Source organism: Sphingobium sp. B2 (genome assembly GCF_007693735.1).
Taxonomy (GTDB): Bacteria; Pseudomonadota; Alphaproteobacteria; order Sphingomonadales; family Sphingomonadaceae; genus Sphingobium; species Sphingobium xenophagum.
In genome coordinates, this window is sequence record NZ_VDBZ01000002.1 from 482,450 (window position 1) to 504,773 (window position 22,324).

A 22,324-nucleotide genomic window follows, 5' to 3' on the forward strand; every position below is an offset into this window, starting at 1 on the left:
TCAAGGCTATTGTCGGCACTGTGGCAGGCGGTGACACCCAAATGAATGACGCGTCGGCGTTTTGCTGAGCCGGAGGGCGTTATCGAAAATGTGCGAGCTTTCGCAGCTGCCGGTGCAGTTGGGTTGTGCGTTCTGGCTGATTCGGATTATAGGATGACCAGAGCACGCCAACTGATCATAAATTCGCTGCGACTGCCCACAGAGTATATCCACAATGCGAGGTCGAGAGATTATGGACCGATCCGACACCCGAAAGGCGCTCGCCCGCATTTCACGACCGGCTCTTCCATGTAAGTAAATGTTGCACAGCAGCATTGCCATCTTGTCGGCGGCCAGCGACCTTTTTACATGCGCCACACACATAAGATGAGGACGGAAATTGGCTGGCGAGCAGTTCGGTCTGCGGCATGCTGCCGCGTGGCTTGGTGAGATAGTAGGACCCGACAAGGGCTATGTGAATGTTGGCGTCGTCTACACGCTGGCCATTACATTGCTGTCACTGGCGACACCGATTTCGGTCCAGCTACTCATCAATTCGGTGGCGCGCACGGCCCTGGTCGCGCCGCTATGGATATTGTCGGGCGTCCTGCTGGTCCTGCTGCTCCTTGTCGCTTGCCTGAGCGCCCTGCGCCTCTACCTGCTGACGATGTTCGAGCGTCGGATTTTCGCACGGGTGGTCGCCGAAGTCACGGTTCGGGCGGTTCATGCGCAGAACCCGTTTTTCCTGGATGAGAGCCGGGGAAGCCTGTTCAACCGCTATTTCGACATGATTGTCGTTCAGAAAGCGGTGCCCAGCCTCGTCATCGGTGCCTTCACGATCATCCTTCAGGGCGCGGTCGGCCTGGTCGTGACGAGTTTCTACCACCCCTTTTTCCTGGCGTTCAACATTGTGCTGATCGTCACCTGCATTGCCATCTGGATGGTATGGCGTCACGGCGCGATCACAGGCGCTATCGGCGTGTCACATGCCAAGCATGAGGCCGCCCAATGGCTGGAGAGCGTCGGCGCATCGAACGGCTTTTATAAATCGGCGCGACATTTGACCTTTGCGATGGACCAGTCGGAGGCCGTGACGGCCAATTATATCCGCGCCCACCGTCGCTACTTCCGCTATAGCTTCGCGCAGGCTCTCGCCTATTTCCTGGTCTATGCCTTCGCTGCGGCCGCGCTGCTCGCGCTGGGCGGCAACCTTATCCTGGCAGGCGAACTCTCGATCGGGCAGCTCGTCGCCGCCGAACTCATATTGTCGGGGGTGTTCTACGGGATTGCGCAACTCGGCTGGTATCTCGACACTTTCTACGATCTGGTGGCAAGTTCGGAGGAACTGTCGCAGATTTTCGCCATTCCACAGGAGGCGCTGGACCTCAACGGTCAGGCGCCACCCGACGGTTCGGTCCGCTTTCGCAATGTGGAACTGGCCGGCTCACGCTTCAATTTTTCGATCGAGAGCGGCGAGCAGACCGTGATGCTGGCAGAGCCCGGCGTCGAGAGGCAGATCGCGTTGCTGCTCAAGCGTCACGTCAATCCTGACACCGGCCTGCTGACGATCGGTGGCAGCGACCTTGGCAGTTTTGACATGTATCTGCTGCGGTCCGCCGTGGTGGTGCTGAACCGGCCCAGCATCGTCGATGTGACCATCCGCGAATATCTGAACATGGCGGCCGGGGGCGATGCCGACAGCGCCGTCATCATCAAGGTGCTCGACATTGTCGGCCTCACGACGCGCATTTCGAGCCTGCCCAAAGGTCTGGACACGCAACTGGCAAGTTCCGGGTCGCCGCTCTCCATCTTGGAGGTAATGCAACTCAAGGCCGCCACCGCGCTGATCAGCCGGCCCAAAGTATTGCTGCTGTCACAGCTGTACGACATGATGCCCGACGGGCCCCTTCAGGCGACGTTACGGATGTTGCGCGAACAGGGCACGACGGTACTCTTGTTTACCGGAAGGCCCGAAGCCGTGCATCTCGACAGCTGCTATTGGCTGGGCGCGACGACGCAACATCGCTTTACCGACACGGCCGCCCTGTCAAGGTTCCTGGTTGAGAAGGAGGCACAAGCGTGACGATCAGCGCGAGCCACCTGACGCATTTCCGTTCCCTTGCCAGCCTCAACCCGCCACGCCTCGTCATCGTCGTGGCCTGGCTGATCTTCGTTGGCCTGTGCCTTGCCATCGCGATCCTCTTCGTTCCCTGGCGGCAGACTGCGCAGGGCGGCGGACAGGTCATTTCGCTCGACCCGGACGACCGGCCGCAGCAAGTGTCGTCGCTGGTGGAAGGCCGGGTGGACCGCTTCTTCGTTCAGGACGGGCAACTGGTCAAGGCGGGCGATCCGATCGTCAAGGTCGTTGATCTCGACCCCAACTTTCTGGAGCGCCTAGCAGCGGAAAAGGCCGAAGTGCAGGCGCAGATTGCAGCGGTCGAACAGGCCCGCGCGGTCGCCTCGATCGACGTTGGACGCACCGGCCAGCTATTTTCCGAAGGGTTGGCCGCGCGGCGCGACTATGAACAGACGCAGATCAAGGTTGCGGACGCCAACGCCAAGCTTGCTGAAGCGCGGGCGAAGCTCAAGCAGATTGAAGTCCGGCAAATGCGGCAATCGGCGCAGATCGTCACCGCGCCGCGCGGCGGACGCATCCAAAATCTGAACGCGCAAGCCGGCGGCGCTCTGATTTCTGCAGGGACGGTGCTGGCCACCATTGCGCCAGAACAGATTGAACGTGCTGTCGAACTGTTCGTCGACGGACGCGACATCCCCCTCGTCGACAGAGGGCGCCCCGTGCGACTTGAATTTGAAGGCTTCCCCGCGTTCCAGTTCAGCGGATGGCCCGCCTTCGCGGTCGGCATCTACGATGGTCAGGTCCGCTCTGTGGACCCGACTCCGCGCACCGATGGCCTGTACCGAGTGCTGGTCGAACCGCGGCCCGGAAAGCCGGCCTGGCCCGAGCGCCGTTTCGTCCGCCAGGGCGGCAAGGTGCTGGGCTGGATACAGGGTGACAATGTAACGGTCGGCTACGAACTATGGCGCCAGCTCAACGATTTCCCCTTGAACTTCGGGCAGGATCAGGTCGCGCAGAAGGCGCAGGAAACATCTGGCAAAAGCTCGATCGAAAAGAAGAAGTGACAATGCGGATCGTGATCGGCATGGCAGCATTGCTTAGCGCTGCCGTACCTGCGACTGTGCATGGCCAGGAGGGTTCGCCGCAGTCGTCGGTGAACGAAGCGGCCCGGCCGCTAACGCTGCAAGAAGTATTGCGGTCGTCAGCCCGTTCCGCGCCAGAAATCATCGCGGCACTGGCACGCAACCGTCAGGCCGAGGCGCGCGCGCTGACCGCCCAAGGCGCGTTCGACACTGTCTTTGCGGTCGAGGCGCGCAGCCGGACGCTGGGCTATTATGACGGCACGGAAATTGCCAGCAAGACCGAGCAGCCGCTCAGCAACAATGGCGGCTATGTCTATGGGCAATACCGCGCGTCGCGCGGCGACTTTCCCATCTATGAAGACAAATCCTACACCAACCGGCTAGGCGAACTGAAAGTCGGCGGGCTCTATTCGCTGCTGCGCGATCGGCTGATCGACGCGCGGCGTTCCGAGTTCAGGCTGGCCGCCAATGATATCGACATCGCCCGGTTTGAAACCAGAGCGACGAGCATCGGCGTCCAGGCCCGCGCGGTTGAAGCCTATCAGAAATGGGTCGCTGCTGGATTGAAGCTCAAGGCTTACGAAGCGCTGCTGGCACTGGCGGGGGGACGTACCGACGGAATCGAGCGGCAAGTGCAGCTTGGCGCCAAACCCGACATCCTGCTGACGGAGAATGAGGCGAACCTGGTAAGGCGGCAGGCTTTCGTGGTCGAAGCCCGGCAGGATTTCCGGGCCGCTGCGGTAAAGCTGTCGCTCTATTATCGCAGCGCCGATGGCACGCCGGTTGTTGTCGACGAAGCGCGGCTGCCAGCCGATGCTAACGCACTCGATGGCATCAGGTCAGATCCCGCCTTCAATCTGGAGGGCCGTCCCGACTTTGCAATCATGCTTGAGGAGATTGACAAGGCGACCGTCAAGCTCGCGCTCGCCCGCAACGACCTGATGCCCCGGCTTGACCTTGGCGGAGAGGTCGCCAAGGACGTTGGACCGGCGGGCCTTGGCGGCACGAACCGGACGCCGCTTGAAATGATCGTCGGCATCACGTTCAAGATTCCGCTCCAGAACCGCAAGGCCAAGGGCAAATTGGCCGAAACACGGGCGAAGATCGATGAACTGTCGGTCAAGCAGCAGTTTCTGGCCGAGAAAATCCGCGCCGAAGTCACCGCAATCGGCATAGAAGTGGACACGGCAAACCAGTTGGTCGCAACGACCGAAAAAGAGCTCGTGCTGGCGCAACGGTTGGCAAGCGCTGAACGCCGCCGCTTCGCGCTTGGATCAAGCGACTTTTTCCTGGTCAATCAGCGCGAGGAAAGCGCGACGAACGCCGAGGTGAAGCTGATAGAAGCCCAAGCCCGCATCGCCGCAGCGCGCGCTGAACTCGCTGCGGCGACTGCCGATGAAGACGCGCTCGGCCTGGCCGTCATTGCAGAGTGATGAGACAATATTGGCAATCGACCAATCGCTGCTGTGATGTCCTCCAGCAGGTCATGCAGCCCTCCGCGACCTTCTGGTTCCTTGCTTCAATATCTTTCATGCGATACGGACTCGAACCTAATCCGCCTATTAGCTATGCCGCTAATCGGCAAATAATCTGTGGACATTGCGATAGGTTATGAAATCCACCCACGCCTCCAGCCTCGCGGAACTGGCAAAGATCGCTGGGGTCTCTGTATCGACAGTGTCGCGGTCCTTGTCGGGCAACCCGATGATCGCTCGCGCCACCCGCGAACGGATCGAGGCGCTGGCGCAGGAACATGGGTTTCAGATCAACCGCGCGGCACGGAACCTGCGGCTTGGGCGCACCGGTGCGATCGGTGTGATCCTGCCCCTTGGCCATGAAACGCAGCAGCATCTGTCCGATCCCTTCTTCATGAGCCTGATCGGGCCGCTGGCCGATGCGCTGGCCGACCGTGGCTATGACCTGCTGCTCACGCGCGTCATTCCCACCGACGGTCAGTGGCTGGACCGGATAGTCGATGGCGGGCGGGTGGATGGCGCGCTGCTGATCGGCCAGTCAGACCAGATAGACGTGATCGAACGAGTAGCGGCGCGCTATCAACCGCTCGTCGTCTGGGGTGCAGCGGTCGATGGCTATGCCCAACTAACCGTAGGGTCGGACAATGTAGCGGGTGGCCGGATGGCGGCGGAACATCTGCTGGCGCAGGGCCGCAGCCATCTTGCCTTTTTCGGCAATCCCGACGTCCCCGAATTCGCCGCCCGCCATGCCGGTTTTCGCGCGGCGCTGGCGCAGGCTGGCAAGGGCGAAGGCCTGCTCCTTCCCGCCCATCTGACCACCCAGGCATCCTATGACGCCATCCGCGCCTTCCTGGCCGATCATCCGCCCGTTGACGGGATCGTCGCGGCGTCGGACGTGATCGCCATGAGCGCATTGCGGGCGCTGGGCGACGCCGGACTGCGGGTGCCGCACGACGTTTCGGTTGTCGGCTATGACGATGTGATGGTCGCGTCCCAGACCAACCCGCCGCTCACCACGATCCGGCAGGATGTCGCGCGCGGAGCGGCGCTGATGGTACAGCTTTTGTTCGATCGGCTGGCCGGAACGCCCGCGGAATCGGTCTGTATGGCACCGACACTGGTACAGCGCGCGTCCGCCTGACGATCAGGCCGGAATAGCCGCGCGCGCAGCCGGACGCTCCCGAATAGCCAGTGTCGCGATCGCTGCCAACAGCATCAACACCCCCGCAAGCATCAGCACGTGACGCGGATCGCCGCCCAGCAGCGGGCGGTAGATCAGCGGCATGGTCAAGCTTTCGATCATCATCGGGATGACGATGAACATGTTGAAAATGCCCATATATATCCCGGTGCGGGCCGGCGGAATGCTGTCGGCCAGGATGATATAGGGATTGCCCATCATGCTGGCCCAGCCCAGCCCGATGCCGATCATCGGGATGAACAGCATCGCCTGGCTTGAGCAATATGGCAGCGCCAGCATCGCGATGCCCGATGCTGCCACGCTCACCGCGTGCACAGGTCGCGCGCCCATCTTGCGGGCGATCGGCACCATGGCGAAGGCCGCGATGAAGGCTATGAAATTATAGAAGCCACCAATCTGTCCGTTGACCAGCACCGCCTGACGAAAGCCGGCGCTGCCTGAATCGGCCGTATCATAAAGCGAACGGGCGATGGCAAAGGCGACGAACTGCCAATAGCAGAACATCGCATACCATTGAAACAACATGGCGATGGCAAGCTGGCGCATCGGCACTGGCATCTCGACGATCGCCTGCTTCAGGTCGCGCAGCGTGGTCCGGGCGGACAAGGGTTCAGCCCGCATCGCGGCGATTTCCTCTGCGCTCAGCGGCAATTCCGGGACACGCAGCACCGACCAGAGGATGGTCGACAAGGACAGGACCGCACCGACGATGAAGGCGATCCGCGTGATCACCGGAATGCCCGACGGGTCGACCGCATCGGCGTTCAGCCCGCCCCAAACCAGCAAGGACGGCGCCAGATAGGAAAGCGTCTGGGCCAGCCCTGTGAACGCGCTTTGTGTCAAAAAGCCGAGCGGTCGCTGCGCCTGGTCCAGCCGATCGCTGACATAGGCGCGATACGGCTCCATCGTCACGTTATTGGCTGCGTCCAATACCCATAACAGGCTGGCCGCCACCCACAGCGCCCGGCTGTAGGGCATGGCGAACAGGCACAGGCTGCACAATATCGCACCGATCAGAAAATAAGGGGTCCGTCGGCCAAAGCGGGTGACGGTGCGATCACTCATCGCGCCGATGATAGGCTGGACAAGCAACCCCGTCATCGGCCCGGCCAGCCAGAGCAGCGGCAAGGACGCCTCGTCCGCGCCCAGATAGGAATAGATCGGCCCCATATTGCTTTGCTGCAAGCCGAAGCTGAACTGAAGCCCCAGGAAGCCCAGGTTCATCTGCACGATCCGCCCGAGCGAAAGGTGCGGCTTGCGGGGTGTCGGGTCGCTCATGCTCTTTACCTCTCCGGTCTGGCGGACTGTTGCCGTCATTACAAGCCCATCTGTATCAGTTTCTCAATCGATTGCAATTCCGCTTGCAAACGATTGAGAAAAATATCATCACAGGATCAGGCCGGATCGAATCGGCAGGGAGAGAGATGATGAAGATGCGGATCATGGGACTATTGATGACCTCCAGCATGGCAGTTACGGTGCCTGCCTATGCGCAGCAACAAACTCTAGCTGAGGATCAATCCACTCCATCAGACGAAATCGTCGTTACCGCGGTTGCCCGCGGCCAGAACCGGCTCAACAGCAGCGTCACGGTCAGTTCGCTCAGCAACGACGACATCGCCAAAGCAGCCCCGCGTTCGGTCGCTGAAATCTTCCGCAACCTGCCTGGCATTCGCTCCGAATCTTCCGGCGGTGAAGGCAATGCGAATATCTCGGTTCGCGGCCTGCCGGTCGCGTCGGGCGGCGCGAAGTTCCTGCAGTTGCAGGAGGACGGCCTGCCCGTGCTGGAATTTGGCGACATCACCTTTGGCAATGCCGACATCTTCCTGCGCTCCGACTTCAACATCAGCCGGGTTGAATCCGTCCGCGGCGGATCGGCCTCGACCTTCGCATCCAATGCGCCCGGCGGCGTCATCAACATGATTTCAAAGACCGGGGAGCAGGAAGGCGGGGCCATTCAGGCGACAGCGGGCATCGACTATCGCGACTATCGCCTGGACTTCGACTATGGCGGCAGGATCAGCGACAGCCTGCGCTTCCATTTCGGTGGCTTCTATCGCCAAGGCGAAGGCCCCCGCCAGGCAGGCTATGACGCCAACAAGGGCGGCCAGATCAAGGCGAACATCACCAAGGAATTTGCTGGCGGCTATATCCGGCTCTACGGCAAATATCTGAACGACCGCGCCATCGGCTATCTGCCCAATCCCGTGTTGGTGACGGGCAGCAACAGCAATCCCAAATATCAGGATCTGCCCGGTTTCAGCATCAACAGTGACACGCTCCATTCGCGTTACTTCCGCGACAATGTGACGCTGGACGGTCGCAACAATCTGGTCACGCGCGACATTCGCGATGGCCAGCATCCCTTGGTTTACGCAATCGGCCTGGAATCGCAGTTCGAGCTGGGTGATGGCTGGAACGTCACCGAACGCTTCCGCTATTCCGACGTGTCGGGCGGCTTCAGTTCGCCCTTCCCCTCCGCCGTCGACACCGGATCGGCCATCGCGACTGCGCTGGGTGGCGCCGGATCGACCCTGACCTACGCCAATGGTCCAAAGGCTGGTCAAGCCTTTGCGGGCAGCGACTATCTGGCACAGATTGTCCTGTTCGACGTCAAGATCAACAGCATGAACAACATCACGAACGACCTGCGCGTCAGTCGGGATTTCGACACCAGCATCGGCAAGCTGACCGCGACAGCGGGCTTCTACAAATCGCGCCAGACCATCGCCACGGATTGGCTGTGGACGTCGCATCTGTTTGAAGTAGCCGGCGGCGGCAATGCGGCGCTTGTCAATCTGACCAACGCAGCGGGTCAAGCGCTCACGCAAAATGGCACCTATGGCTATGGCGCCACCTTCTTTGGCAATTGCTGCCGCCGCAGCTATGATGTTGACTATAACACCAACGCTCCTTTTGCGTCCTTGAGCCTTGCTACTGGCGCTCTGACGCTGGACGGCAGCCTGCGTTATGATTTTGGCGATGCCAAAGGCACGATCGCGGGATCGGATCTGGGCGGCGGGCGCGTCGGCGTCACCAGCCGCGACATGAATGGCGATGGCGTGATTTCGATCCCCGAAACCAATGTTGCGGTGATCCCGACGCCAAGTGCGCCGGTCGACTATAGCTATGAATATCTGTCCTATTCGTTCGGCGTCAATTATCGCCTGGCCGACGATGTCGCGCTGTTTGCACGCTATAGCCGGGGCGCGCGCGCCAATGCCGACCGGCTGCTGTTCGGCCCGGCCGTCAGCACTGTCACCGGCAAGCTGACAGATAGCAGCGCAGCGGTCGATTTCGTCAAGCAACTGGAAGGTGGCGTCAAATATCGCAATGGCGGTCTGACGCTGAACGCCACGGCTTTCCACGCCAAGACCGAGGAACAGAATTTCGAAGCGACGACGCAGACGTTCTTCAACCGCAACTATCGCGCTTATGGTCTGGAACTGGAGGGTGGCTATCGCGCCGGCCCGTTCAGCATCTCGGCAGGCGGCACCTATACCGACGCCAAGATCGCCAGCGACGTGCTGAACCCTGCGGTGGTCGGCAATCGCCCGCGCCGCCAGGCCAAATTCCTGTATCAGGTGACGCCGCAATATGACGCGGGAATCTTCACTGTCGGCGCGAATGTCATCGGGACGTCGAGCAGCTACGCACAGGACAGCAACCAGTTGAAGCTGCCCGGCTATACGCAGGTCAACGCCTTCCTGACGGTCAGGCCAATGGATCGCATCCAGCTTTCGCTCAATGCCAACAACCTGTTCGACGTAAAGGGTTTCACCGAAGCGGAGGACGCCACCATTCCCGCCAACGGCATCGTCCGGGCGCGCTCTATCAACGGTCGCACCGTCTCCGCCTCGATCCGGTTCGACTTCTGATCCCCTCTTTCCGGGGCGTTTGACGCCTGCGGAAATCATGGTCTCCGCCGGTGACTGCACGCACCGGTGGAGACCATGGCCTGACCTCCCTGTCCATGGATGCCCGACAATGACTAGCCACTGGACCGCCGCCCATGTCGCCGCGATCGATCGCGAAACCATGGCTTGCGCGCCGCTCTTCCCCAAGCCGCAGCCCCTGATACCGGGGGTCGACCTTTGGGATTATTGGCCCGTGCAGGAAGAGGACGGCTCGCAGGCGGTGATAGCAGGCGGCACTTTGTTCATCCTGCTGTCCGCCCCCACATTACTGGATCCCGAAGCCCGTCATGGCATGGCCCGGTTGCGACTGATGCACCGGTTGGGCAACGTCTGGCGCGATCTTGGCCTGTTGTTTGAAAACGGCTTTTCACCGGGTAGCCGCGAATGGTCCGGCTCGGCGATCGTATCGGGCGACCATGATCATATCACGCTCTATTACACCGTTGCCGGCACGCGGGGCGAACAGGTGCTCAGCTACAGCCAGCGCCTGTTCGAAACACAGGCCGCCTTGTCGGTAGTTGGCAACGCCATCACCCTGTCCGCCTGGTCGACCCCGGTGGAGATGCTGGTTCCCGACGGTATCGACTATATGCGCGACATGGAAGGCGGCGGCGCGATCGGCACGATCAAGGCCTTTCGCGATCCCGCCTTCTTCCGCGACCCCGCCGATGGCGCGGCTTACGTCTTTTTTGCCGCGTCGCTTGCGCGATCGGCATCTTTCTGGAACGGGGCCGTCGGCATGGCTCGGCTCATGCCCGATGGCCAGTGGCAACGGCTGCCGCCCCTGATTTCGGCCGACGGCCTCAACAACGAACTGGAACGACCGCACGTCATCGTCCATGGCGGTCGCTATTATCTCTTCTGGTCCACGCAGCAAAAAGTATTCGCAGACGGCGGACCGACTGGCCCCAACGGTCTTTATGGCATGACGTCCGACAGCCTTGACGGGCCATGGCGGCCGATCAACGGCACCGGCCTTGCCTTCGCCAATCCTCCACGGGCACCCTTTCAAGCCTATAGCTGGTTCGTGCTGCCAGACCTGACAGTCCAGAGTTTCGCTGATATGACCGGGGTCGCGCATGTTCCGGTCGATCCGGCGGAGGCTCGCCACCATTTCGGCGGCGCTCCTGCACCCGACTTGCGGTTGCAGATAGAGGGGGACCGAGTATGGCTGGCATGATGGTGGGCGAACCGCTGATCGCGGGGATCGAATTGGGTGGCACCAAATGCATCGCCACGCTGGCGCAAGGCCGCGTCATCCTTCAGCAGCGACGCTGGCCCACTGGAACGCCAGACACGCTGAACCTCATATCGGACGCGCTGGCGCAATGGGCCGAACAAGCGCCGTTCGCCGCCATCGGCATCGCCAGCTTCGGGCCACTGCACCTGGACGCCCGCGCGCCGAACTTCGGCCATATGGGCAATACGCCCAAGCCCGGATGGGCAGGGTGCGACATTTATGGCCACTTCGCCCGCCGCTTCGACGTCCCGATAGCCATCGATACCGATGTTGCTGGTGCCGCGCTGGCGGAGGGCATGTGGGGCGCATCGCAAGATTGCGCGGTCCACGCCTATGCCACGATTGGCACTGGCGTTGGCCTGGGGGTGGTCGTGAACGGGCAGGCTGTCCATGGCCATTTGCATCCCGAAGCAGGCCATATGCGGATTCGGCGACAGCCCGGCGACCAATTCGCGGGCGCCTGCCCCAGCCATGGCGATTGCCTGGAAGGACTGGTTGGCGGGCCGGGATTGGCTGCACGCCTGCCAATGCCCGTGGCCGAAATGGCCGATGATGATCCGCATTGGGACCAGATCGCCGGCGATATCGCTGAATGGACGACGATGCTGATCCTGGCCCTGTCGCCGGAGCGGCTTGTCATGGGCGGCGGCGTCATCCAGGCTCGCCCGAAACTGCTGCCCTTGATCGCCCGGCAATCGGCCAGGCTCCTGAACCGCTATATCGAGGATCTGGACGCGCCCGCGCTGGAACAACTGATCGTGGCGCCAGGCCTGGGCGCAGATGCCGGTCCATTGGGCGCGATCCTGCTCGGCCAGCAAGCGGCGATAGCGCGAGGCAATGGATAGGCCAACGATGTGGGTGGCATTACAGAATGCATCGGTGCGCATTTCTCAGCCCAACAGATCAGCCGCGAAAGCTTGCGGGATCAATGCCCAGCTTTTGCAGCCGGTAGTAGAAAGTCTTTCGTGGCAAGCCGAGCGCAGCGCAGGCACGGGTAACGTCGCCCGCCGCCTCGCCCAGGGCCTCTTCGATGAGTTCGGTTTCGAACGCGTCTAGCCTGCTTTTAAGATCCGTCGGTCCGGCGCTGGCGCTGGCGCCCAGATCATGGTCGCCCAGGCCGAGTACGAAATTTTCAGCAAAGCGCATCAACTCGCGGACATTGCCGGGCCAGTCATGCTTTTCCAAATGCCTGAATGCGCGGGCTTCCAGCTTGGGCGGCGTCACGCCGAGCCGCGCCGCAGCCTGAAGAACGAAACGTCGGAAAAGAGGGGCTATGTCCTCCCGGCGCTCACGCAATGGCGGCAGCCTCAAGGTTACGCTGTTCAGCCGGTAGAATAGCGAAAGCCGGAATTGACCAGCCTTCGCAAGCGTTTCGAGATCCAGGCTGCTGGCAGATACGACCCTAAGGTCGATCGATCGCCCGGCGATCGCACCTACGGGCATCACTTCGCGGCGCTCCAGAACGCGTTGCACCGCCAGTTGCATGGAATCGCTGAGCGCGTCGATGTCATCCAGGAATATGGTGCCACGGTTGCCCTGTTCGAGCCGACCGGTGCGCGGCATGCGGCTGCCCGGCACCGCGTCAGCGACATTGCCGAAAAGCTCCGCCTCGACCAGCCCCGCCGGCATGGCGCCACAATCGATCGTGACGAGCGGACCACGGCGTCGCGAAGCCGCGTGCAGCATCTCCGCGACCAGGCCCTTTCCAGTGCCGGTTTCTCCCTGAATAAGAACGTCGACGCCGATCGGCCCGATCTGGGCAATGGTGCGCCGAAGCTGCACTATCGCAGGCGAATGGCCGACCAGCGGCCCCGCATCATCGACAGGCGCCGCCTGCCGAAGCTGCCTGTTCTCCGCAATCAAGCGGCGACGTTCCAATGCCCGTTCCACCGCAGCGACGAGTTGCTCGTTCGAATAGGGCTTTTCCAGCACATCATAGGCGCCCGTTCGCAGCGCCCCCATCGCGGTCGGCACGTCGATATGCCCGGAAATCAGGATGACGGGCATGTCGGGATCGCGCGCGATGACCTGCTGCAACAATTCCAGCCCGTCCATGCCCGGCATACGAATGTCGGATATGATGATGCCATCGAAACCGGCATCGACTTCCCGCACCGCCGCAGCGCCACTGTCAACGGCCCGGACATCATAGCCGGCAAGCGACAATGTTTGCGCGGAAGCCCGGCGCAAATCATCGTCGTCGTCGACAAAAAGGACCGTATTCGTCATGCCATCTCCAGGTCGATTACGAACGCCGCGCCCGCGATCGGCGCCGCTGCGACCAACGTCCCGCCAAAACCGGCCACGATGTCCCGGCATATCACCAGCCCCAGGCCAAGGCCGTTCCGTTTCGAGGTCTTGAACGGCATGAACAGCGACGCCCTGACCTCATCCGTCAGTCCCGCACCATCGTCTGCGACGGTAATCGCGACGCGATCTTTATGAGGGGCGACCGTAACCGTGATGGTCAATGCGCCGGCGTCCAGTGCGTTCTGGATAAGGTTGACCAGCACTTGTTCCAACCCGACCCGCTCGGCGCGAACCGCGACCATCGCGCCTTCAATCTCCAGCCGGGCACCAAGCATCCGCATGCGATCGCGCAGCAGCAGCGCCGTGCCTGCCAGCGCCTCCTTCACAGCCACCGGTTCGACGTCGCCCGACGATCGCCTCGCAAAGCCACGCAATTCGCGCGTGATGATGCCAATACGTTCGGTCAGCGCGCCGACCTGCTCGATCGCTTCGGATGCATGCGCATGGTCGCCGCGACGATTGAACGCCAACGCATTGCCCGCATAGGCAGAGATTGCCGCGAGCGGCTGATTAATCTCGTGCGCGACGCCCGCTGTAATCTGACCCAGCGTGGCCAGCTTGTTGGCCTGGACAAGCTGTTCGCGCAGCCCGGCCAGCCGTGTTGCTGTTTCCCGTTCGACGCGCGCTGCTTCGGCGCGGCGCCGCATGCGCCAGAGCAGGACAAGACCCACTAGGACGAGCGCAGTGATCGCGACAGCCAGCCGGGCGAAGTTCACCGCAACGCGGACAGCCCGCTCGGTCGGTTCCAGCACATGCACGCGCCAGCCCCCGCCCACATCCTCGCTCGCTTCGACATAGGCGAACTCCGGCGTTGCCCGGCCGCGCGGCGCGACTTCACCTGCAGCATATAGCGCATTCTGCACCAGCGGCACCGCGCCATATTCGAACGCGCGGCGCGCGCCCGACCGTTCTGACGCCGACAGGGGTTTGGTCGTCTGGAACTGCCATTCGGGGTTTGAGGATATCAGGATAATGCCCCGCCCGTCCGTGACAAATGCGCTGGTAGCCGTCTCGCGCCACTCACGCTCCAGTGACGAAAAATCTACTTTTACGACGAAAACGCCGAGCAACCGACCGCCAGACTCTACCCGGCGGGAGATATACAGGCCCGGACGGCGGCTCCGCTGGCCGAGCGCGAATTGCTGCGCGCTGCCCAATCGCGCCGCGTCGCGATAATAGGCGCGGTAGGCATAGCTGTCGCCAACAAAGCTGTCCGGTCTTTGCCAGTTACTCGCGGCGACCGTTACTCCTTTGGCGTCGAGAAGATAGACATTGCCCGCGCGTGTCGCATTGCTCAGTGCCTCCAGCTTCCGGCTGAGTTGCGACAGCCGGGCGGGATCGTGCGTCGACAAGGCCTCACGCGCTTCCTGATCGTCCGCCAGCACGATCGGAACCAACCTGAACTTGTCCAGCTCTCGACGGAAGCTGGCCGACAGCAGGATCGCGGAGGACTGGGCTCGGTTCGAAACGTCAGCGATGCCCTGCTGCTTGGCGACGCGGTCGGAAATGACGAAGGCCAGCGCCAGGACGAGGACCGCCGCTGCGATCAGGATCGATCGAACCACAATTGTCAGCTGAACGGTGCGCATGACAGGTGTTTGGAGAATATTGGCCCATCAGGCAACTACCCATGGGCAACTTTTTGCACACACAAACGAGGACCCTATGCCTAATTCATTGATATAAATACATTATATTGGTTTTCTGTTTTTGTTGCGAAGTTTCGCCTTTTCGAGGATTCAAAGTGGGACGTTCCGAAAGAGGATGCAGATGGAGAGGCACCGCCGACGGGATACCGTCGAAAACATGCCTCTCGCACGAACGATAACTGCCCCCTTGTTGGAGGGCGATAAATGGAGAGGCAAGGACATGATGAAGGGGCAACTGCTTACGGCATTGATGGTGGGCACGGCATTGACGGCGGCCGTGCCAGCTTGGGCTCAGGACGTTCCGGGGATGCGCCCGGCACCCGATGAACCGGCCGCGCCTGCCGAGGCCGCCATGCCAGAGGCGCAGGTCGAACCGCCAGCCCCGGACGCGCCCGCGGCTATGAGCGATCCGCAATCCAGCGACATCGTCGTGATCGGTTCACGCGGCAAACCGCGTACGGACGTGGACCGGCCGGTAGCGGTGGACGTGGTCAGCAATGTCGAACTGCGCGCCACTGGCCAGACCGACCTTGGCCAGCAAATCCAATTCACTTCCCCCTCTTTCAACTCGGCCAAATATGGCGTCAACGGCGCCACCAATTTCGCGGACCCTGCCTCGCTGCGCGGCCTGGCCCCCGATCAGGTGTTGGTGCTGGTGAACGGCAAGCGTCGCCACCAATTCTCCGCCATCAACCTCAACGTGGCGCCGGGCCTTGGCACCGTGGTTACTGACCTCAATTCAATTCCGACCGGCGCTGTGAAACGGACCGAGGTGCTGCGGGATGGCGCCGCCGCGCAATATGGCTCCGACGCTATCGCCGGCGTGGTCAACATCGTGCTGAACGATCAGGTCGGCGGCTATCTTGAGGCCAATGGCGGTATCTATCAGGAGGGCGACGGTTTCACCAACAAGATCAGCCTGAACCACGGCATTGCGCTGGGCAGCGGCGGCGGCTTCATCAACTACACGCTCGAATATTTCGGGTTCGAAGGCACCAATCGCTCCGACACCTACACCGGCACGCTCTATCCCGCGACGCCAGCCGACTACGCCTTGACCGGCCCGACACCCAATTTCCCCTACAGCACCGCCAACCCACGCGCCGACCGCGGCGTTTATCCGCAAACCCCCTTTGTCGTCGGCAATTATGGCGCGAACCGCAACCGCACTTATCAGGCGTTCGTCAACGCATCCTATCCGGTTAACGACGACACGAATATCTACGCCTTTGGCGGTTACAGCCGGAAGGACATTCGCGCGTTCGGCTTTTTCCGTTCGGCGGCGGTAGCCTCCAACGCCGCGCTCGGCATCTTCCCTGACGGCTATGTCCCGGTGCTGCCGGGCACGTCGATCGACTGGTCGGCTGTGGGCGGCGTGAACAGTGTGGTCGCCGACTGGAAAGTCGATTTCAGCGTCGGCTATGGCGACAACCATCTCGATCAAAATGCCCGCAACACCGTCAACGCATCCCTCGGCAATGCCAGCCCGACCGAATTCTACGTCGGGCGCACCGCCTTCAACCAGTGGACGGTCGACCTCAACGCGTCGAAAGATTTTGGTCCTGTGGGCTTCATCGGCAAAAGCCTGAACATCGCATGGGGCGGGCAATATCGCCGCGACAATTTCATCGTCAAGCGCGGCGATCCGGCCTCTTATGCCGTGGGCCCGCTCGCCGTGACAGGCAAGGCGCCGGGCGCCAACGGCCGCCCCGGCTACGCGCCCGCGGACGAGAATGACGTGAGCCGTCACTCGGTAGGCGCATATGTCGATGCAGAGGCTGAGTTCGACGACCGGTTGCTGGTCACAGCGGCACTGCGCTTCGAGAAATATTCCGATTTCGGCAACAATCTGTCTGGCAAGCTGGCCGGGCGGTACAAGATCACCGACCAGATCGCGCTGCGCGGCTCCTACAATCGTGGCTTCCGCGCGCCCTCGCTCCAGCAGACCGGCAACCGGGTCAATACCTCGACGGTCCAGAACAACCAGATCCTCATCACTCAACAAGTGTCGAGCGACGATCCGCGCCTCGCCGCGCTTGGCGTACCTGATCCGAAGGCGGAAATCTCCAATAGCTATTCGCTCGGCATAACCGGCGACCTGCCGGATGTTCTTGGCGGAAAAGTCACCGCCACGATCGATGCTTTCCAGATCGACATCAAGGACCGCATCGTCATCACCGAAGGCCTGCTTACCGCGCAATATCCGGCGGTCCGTGCGCTCTTCCCGCAATCGCGCGAAATCCGTTTCTTCACCAATCAGATTGATACCAGAACGCGCGGCATCGACGTGGTTCTGACCTACAAGACGCAGATCGGATCAGACCAGAACCTCACGCTCACCCTGGCCGGCACCCACGCGCAGACCGACGTGCTGCGCCAGCGGGCGACCCCCGCGCCGATCCTGGCCGGCGCGTCCGCTACGGCGCAGCAGATCCAACTGCTGGGCCAGACCGCGACCGAACTGATCGAGGTCGCGCAACCGCGTACCAAGATTCTGGGGTCGGCCAATTATGGCTGGGACAAGCTGAACCTGGGCCTGCGCGCGTCCTATTTCGGCAGTGTCAAGGCGTTCTCCACGGGTCTCTCTTCGCAGGACAAGAATGTGAAATGTGACGCGACGAACCGCTGCGTACAGACATTCCGGGGCAAGGCGCTGTTCGACGCAACGCTGAACTACGCCTTCACCGAATCCTTTTCGCTGACTGTGGGCGCGAACAACATCTTCAACACCTATCCCGACAAGTGGAAGAACAGGCGCGATGGCGATGTCGGTCAGGCGGCGTCCTATTCCGACGGTCAGACACCCTACACGCGGAACGCAAACCAGTTCGGTTTCAACGGATCATATTATTTCATCACCGCAGGCGTCAAATTCTGATGGAGGGCGATATGGCGCGCATTTTGCCTATGGGCACGATCACCAAGGAAGAGTTCGACCGGCTTCGCCGCTCGCTTCCCGCCGTCACCAAGGAAGGGGTCATGGCGACCTACGGCATCAGCCAGCACAGTTGGTATAAATTGCGGGACGGCAAACCAGTCAAGCAGAAGGTCATCGAACGGATGCGCGCGCGCTTCGCGGCGATGGCCGACCGCCCAAATCCGGGCCGATCCGCCCCTCCCATCGATCAGGACACACGCAGTAGCCTGATCGGATAACTAAAAGGTCGTTTGCGTGACAAAGCTTACAATGGATATGAATATCGGCGGCGAGGCGGTCGTCCGGCGGCCGTGGTATACCAGCCTGTATGTGCAGGTATTGACCGCGATCGTTGCGGGTGTCCTTTTAGGGCATTTCGCGCCGACCACTGGTGAGGCGCTGAAGCCGATTGGCGACGGTTTCATCAAGCTGGTGAAGATGATCATCGCCCCGGTCATATTCCTCACGATCGTGACCGGCATCGCCGGCATGCGCGACCTTGCTTCGGTCGCGCGGGTCGCAGGTAAGGCGTTCGCCTATTTCCTGTTCTTTTCGACACTGGCGCTGATTGTCGGGCTTATAGTCGCCAATGTCGTGCAACCTGGCGCGGGGCTCAATATCGACCCTGCTTCGCTCGACGCGTCCAAGGTCGCAGGCTATGCGGCCAAAGCGCACGAAACGACATTGGTCGGCTTTCTCCTGGCCAGCATTCCCGACACTTTTCTGTCGGCGCTGACTGCTGGCAACATCATCCAGACGCTGTTCGTTGCGATCCTGTTTGGCGTCGGCCTGGCCCTGATCGGCGATCGCGGCACCCGCATTCTGGGCGCGCTCGAAGATCTTTCGCTGGCGGTTTTCAAGGTCGTGTCGATCGTAATGAAGGCGGCCCCGATCGGTGCGTTCGGGGCAATGGCGTTCACCATTGGCAAATATGGGGTGGGCACGCTCGCCAACCTCGCGGCGCTCGTCGGCACCTTCTACCTGACATCGCTGCTGTTCGTGATCGTCGTCCTGGGCGCGGTCTCATGGCTCGCGGGCTTCTCGATCTTCCGTCTGATCGCCTATCTGAAGGCAGAATTGCTGCTGGTGCTCGGCACATCCTCGTCGGAAAGCGCATTGCCAAGCCTCATCGAGAAAATGGAACGCGCGGGCTGTCCGAAATCGATCGTGGGGCTGGTGGTCCCGACCGGCTATTCCTTCAACCTTGATGGCACCAATATCTACATGACGCTGGCCGCGCTGTTCATCGCGCAGGCAACCAACGTGCACCTGTCCCTTGGCGAGCAGCTGCTACTGCTTGGGGTCGCGATGCTGTCGTCCAAGGGCGCAGCGGGTGTCACAGGCGCAGGCTTTATCACCCTGGCCGCCACACTCTCGATCGTTCCGTCAGTGCCGGTAGCCGGCATGGCCCTGATCCTTGGCGTAGACCGTTTCATGAGCGAATGTCGCAGCCTGACCAACTTCATCGGCAATGCGGTGGCCACCGTCGTCGTCTCATGGTGGGAAGGGCGCCTGGACCGCGACCGCTTCAACGCAGCGATGGCGGGCCAGCCCCTTCCATCCGACGCTGTTGCCGCAGAATAGACCGCAACAATGCCTTTAAAGGACGTACAGATCGTCAGCGGCATTGTCGCGGCGCTGGCTGGCGCGACTTCTTCAGTCGCGCAGGCCGAACCGGCCGGTCCGGTCATCACAAGCTATCCCAGCGCAGCGGCAGGGGATGGTGCAACCATCAATGGCTATAACCTGTCGCGCTGGGCCGAAGACTGGAGCACATATCGCGACCCGGCCAAGCGCACCGATCCTCTCGACAGCCTTAAATATCTCCCGCTCGACGATGATGGCGACATCTATCTGACGATGAGCGGGGAGGCCCGGCTGCGCATGAACATGACCAGCAACCCGCAACTGATCGAAGGCCCGGAACAGCGGCAGGACATTATACGCCTGGTGGGTGGCGCGGACCTCCATGTCGGCGATCATTTGCGCTTCTATGGCGAAATTGCCCATGGCCAGTTGTCGGGCAAGAATGTCGGTACGCCGTCCGGATCGTTGCGCAACAAATTCGTGCGCCAGCAATATTTCGCCGAAGCCAAGGGGCGTGTCGGCGATGTGGACCTTGGGGTCCGCTATGGAAGACAGGAATTTACGGACGGGCCCAACCTGCTGATTTCGCAGCGCGACAATAACACGATCCGCTTCGTGCTGAACGGTACCCGTGCCTGGGCCCGGACGCCGACGATGCGGGCGACCTTGTTCGATTTCGAAACGACCGACCTTGGCAATGGCGGACTGGGCGACGATGTACCGGACAAAAACCGGCGATTTAGCGGCGTGTCCGCGGGGTTCGTGCTGCCCGGTCAATGGCAGGGTGGATCGAACCTCTATTTCGATCCGTTTTTCTGGCGGCGACGCAACTACGTAGGCACCTGGGGCGGCGTCGTATCGCCCGCCGTGCGCTATTATGCCGGTGCACGATTGTGGGGCAATGTCGGGAAGGTGGCGCTGGATTGGACGCTGGTTCACCAATATGGCCGTTTCGGCAATCGGCCTATCCGCGCCTGGCAGGCCTTCGCCGCGCAGTCGGTCCGGCTGGGGACGGACAAAAGCGCGCCCCGCATCGGCTTCCATGCCGATTATGGCAGCGGTGGGGGCGCCTTTGGCAATGGCACGCTGCGCAACGCCTATGCGCCATTCGGCAATAATATCTATTTCAGCTATGGCCTGTTTCTGACCGCCACCAATTTGATTGCCGTCGCGCCCAATATCTCCTTCCAGCCGATCAAGGGGGTGCAGGCCCGACTGGAATATCAGTTCAGTTGGCGCGACAATGTGCGCGATGCCGTCTATCGCGCCAACTACTCGCCCTATATCGGCACCGAACGGGTGCCGGGCAAGGCCGTGAGCCGCATCGCCCGTGCGCAGATCATCTATGCAATCTCAAGCCGGCTAACCCTGACCACGCGGGCGGAGTATCTACAGGCGCAGGACGTTCTGAGGGCGGCCAATTACAAGAATTCCGCCTTCCTGGCGACCTGGCTGAGCTTTCGTTTCTAGCGCACATCCAAGCTATGCGAACGAAATGCCCGACCTCCGGCGGCATTGGCGTAAAGGTCACCCCCAACGGGACCAGCGCGGCACTGCGCTGGCCTTGGCGAAAGAGGATAGTTAAGCGGCGGAATGCATCGGGCGTTTCGTCGTTTTTCCTACGATGACGACTGCTGTTGCGCTGGCGATTGTGAGGAAGGCTATGGGAAGCAGCGCCAGCACATAACTGCCGGTTGCCTCGTGGATCAGGCCATAGACGTTCACCATCAAACCGCCGCCGATCAGGTTGGATGTCGCATTGATCGCAGCGATCCCGGCGGCGGCAGTGCTGGCCGACAGCCAGGTCGACGCCATGCTCCAGAACGGTCCCTTGAAACAATAGGCTCCGACCAGAACGAAGGTCAGCAGCAATACCGTCGGGGCAAGGCCCGCCACGGCAAACGTACCGATCGTCCCGACCGCGATCAGAAGCAGCGGCAACGCCGTGTGCCAACGCCGTTCGCCGGTCTTGTCCGAATGACGGCCCCAGAACACCATCGCCAACGCCGCGACGCCGTAAGGCACCGAATTGACCAGACCCGTCTCAAGGTCGGTAAGGCCGAAGGATTTGAGCAATTGCGGCTGCCATACGCCCAGCACGCTGCCCGCCGCCGAAGCGCCGGAACAGGCGATGACCATCGCCCAGAAGGCAGGCGTACGGATCAGGCGCCAGGCCGATCCGCTGACCAGCGGCTTGTCGTTCCCCTTTGTGACCAAAGCGTCCGTGAGCCATGCGCGTTCTTCGGCGTCCAGCCAGTTCGCCTTTTCGGGCCGGTCCGTTAGCAGCTTGAGGCAGGCGAAGCCCAGAAGGACGGTGGGAATGCCTTCGCAAATGAACAGCCATTGCCATCCACGCAGTCCGGCCAGGCCGTCCATCGCCAGCAGCAAGCCGGACAGTGGCGATCCAACGAAGCTGGAAACAGGGATGGCGATGGCGAACATCGCCAATGTGCGCCCGCGATAGGCCGGGGGCATCCAGTAGGTGAGATACAGGATGACGCCGGGGAAAAAGCCCGCTTCGGCCGCGCCCAGAAGAAAACGCATGACGTAAAAACTGTGCGCGTCCCAGACGAACGCCATGCAGGTCGACACCATCCCCCATGTCACCATGATCCGCGCGATCCAGTAGCGGGCGCCAACCTTCTGCAGCATCAGGTTGCTGGGCACTTCCATCAGGAAATAGGCGACGAAGAAGAGGCTTGCGCCAAAGCCGAACACCTTGCTGCTCAGACCAAGGTCGGCATTCATTTGCAGCGATGCCATGCCGACGTTCGCACGGTCGATGAAGGCCATCAGGTAACAGAGCATGAGAAATGGCAGGAGCCGCCACGTCACCTTCCGCATGGTTCGCATCTCAAGCGCGTTGGGACTCATCATCGTCTCTCCTGCG

General features: G+C 61.5%; 15 protein-coding genes. 11 read left to right on the forward strand and 4 right to left on the reverse strand.

Annotated features, from left to right (window positions below; all coding sequences use genetic code 11):
* Positions 1–379: 379 nt before the first annotated feature.
* The 4 genes from FE851_RS17900 (at position 380) to FE851_RS17915 (ending at position 5,754) form a co-directional block, all read left to right on the forward strand.
* Positions 380–2,062: an ABC transporter ATP-binding protein gene (locus FE851_RS17900; RefSeq protein WP_107124487.1), complete on the forward strand. Its 1,683-nt coding sequence runs from the start codon at positions 380–382 to the stop codon at positions 2,060–2,062.
* Positions 2,059–3,120, forward strand: coding sequence for an efflux RND transporter periplasmic adaptor subunit (locus FE851_RS17905; protein WP_107124486.1), 1,062 nt, complete (start codon positions 2,059–2,061; stop codon positions 3,118–3,120). Before FE851_RS17900 ends, FE851_RS17905 begins: the two co-directional genes overlap by 4 nt.
* A gap of 2 nt (positions 3,121–3,122) precedes the next feature.
* Positions 3,123–4,571, forward strand: coding sequence for a TolC family protein (locus tag FE851_RS17910; protein ID WP_145205413.1), 1,449 nt, complete (start codon positions 3,123–3,125; stop codon positions 4,569–4,571).
* Positions 4,572–4,749: 178 nt separating this feature from the next.
* Positions 4,750–5,754: a LacI family DNA-binding transcriptional regulator gene (locus FE851_RS17915; RefSeq protein WP_145205416.1), complete on the forward strand. Its 1,005-nt coding sequence runs from the start codon at positions 4,750–4,752 to the stop codon at positions 5,752–5,754.
* Positions 5,755–5,757: 3 nt separating this feature from the next.
* On the opposite strand, the gene FE851_RS17920 is transcribed toward FE851_RS17915, so the two are convergent.
* Positions 5,758–7,092, reverse strand: coding sequence for an MFS transporter (locus FE851_RS17920; RefSeq protein WP_019052825.1), 1,335 nt, complete (start codon positions 7,090–7,092; stop codon positions 5,758–5,760).
* 146 nt (positions 7,093–7,238) lie between these two features.
* Between FE851_RS17920 and FE851_RS17925 the strand changes: the two genes are divergently transcribed.
* From FE851_RS17925 to FE851_RS17935, 3 genes are all read left to right on the forward strand, one after another.
* On the forward strand, positions 7,239–9,692 hold the full coding sequence (locus FE851_RS17925; RefSeq protein ID WP_107124679.1) for a TonB-dependent receptor: 2,454 nt from the start codon (positions 7,239–7,241) through the stop codon (positions 9,690–9,692).
* A gap of 109 nt (positions 9,693–9,801) precedes the next feature.
* Entirely contained in the window at positions 9,802–10,911 is a 1,110-nt protein-coding gene (locus FE851_RS17930; protein WP_145205419.1) for a glycoside hydrolase family 68 protein, read from the forward strand.
* Positions 10,899–11,816, forward strand: a complete 918-nt coding sequence (locus tag FE851_RS17935; RefSeq protein ID WP_145205422.1) for an ROK family protein — start codon at positions 10,899–10,901, stop codon at positions 11,814–11,816. The genes FE851_RS17930 and FE851_RS17935 overlap by 13 nt, the downstream gene beginning before the upstream one ends.
* Before the next feature lie 58 nt (positions 11,817–11,874).
* Here the strand turns inward: FE851_RS17935 and FE851_RS17940 are convergent, their stop codons facing one another.
* Both FE851_RS17940 and FE851_RS17945 read right to left on the reverse strand, forming a co-directional pair.
* Complete coding sequence (locus FE851_RS17940) at positions 11,875–13,200, reverse strand: sigma-54-dependent transcriptional regulator (protein WP_086486387.1); 1,326 nt, start codon at positions 13,198–13,200, stop codon at positions 11,875–11,877.
* On the reverse strand, positions 13,197–14,870 hold the full coding sequence (locus tag FE851_RS17945; RefSeq protein WP_086486388.1) for an ATP-binding protein: 1,674 nt from the start codon (positions 14,868–14,870) through the stop codon (positions 13,197–13,199). The genes FE851_RS17940 and FE851_RS17945 overlap by 4 nt, the downstream gene beginning before the upstream one ends.
* A gap of 280 nt (positions 14,871–15,150) precedes the next feature.
* Between FE851_RS17945 and FE851_RS17950 the strand changes: the two genes are divergently transcribed.
* The 4 genes from FE851_RS17950 to FE851_RS17965 are packed head-to-tail and all read left to right on the forward strand — an operon-like array spanning position 15,151 to position 20,904.
* Positions 15,151–17,808: a TonB-dependent receptor plug domain-containing protein gene (locus FE851_RS17950; protein ID WP_186378885.1), complete on the forward strand. Its 2,658-nt coding sequence runs from the start codon at positions 15,151–15,153 to the stop codon at positions 17,806–17,808.
* An 11-nt stretch (positions 17,809–17,819) separates the two neighbouring features.
* Positions 17,820–18,086, forward strand: coding sequence for a hypothetical protein (locus tag FE851_RS17955; RefSeq protein WP_174703665.1), 267 nt, complete (start codon positions 17,820–17,822; stop codon positions 18,084–18,086).
* A gap of 31 nt (positions 18,087–18,117) precedes the next feature.
* Entirely contained in the window at positions 18,118–19,431 is a 1,314-nt protein-coding gene (locus FE851_RS17960) for a dicarboxylate/amino acid:cation symporter (RefSeq protein WP_017182478.1), read from the forward strand.
* 9 nt (positions 19,432–19,440) lie between these two features.
* Positions 19,441–20,904 (forward strand): alginate export family protein, encoded by a 1,464-nt coding sequence (locus tag FE851_RS17965; protein ID WP_145205428.1) that lies wholly within the window; start codon positions 19,441–19,443, stop codon positions 20,902–20,904.
* A 111-nt stretch (positions 20,905–21,015) separates the two neighbouring features.
* Here FE851_RS17965 and FE851_RS17970 read toward each other — a convergent pair whose 3' ends face one another.
* Positions 21,016–22,311, reverse strand: a complete 1,296-nt coding sequence (locus FE851_RS17970; RefSeq protein WP_244917268.1) for an MFS transporter — start codon at positions 22,309–22,311, stop codon at positions 21,016–21,018.
* Positions 22,312–22,324: the final 13 nt, after the last annotated feature.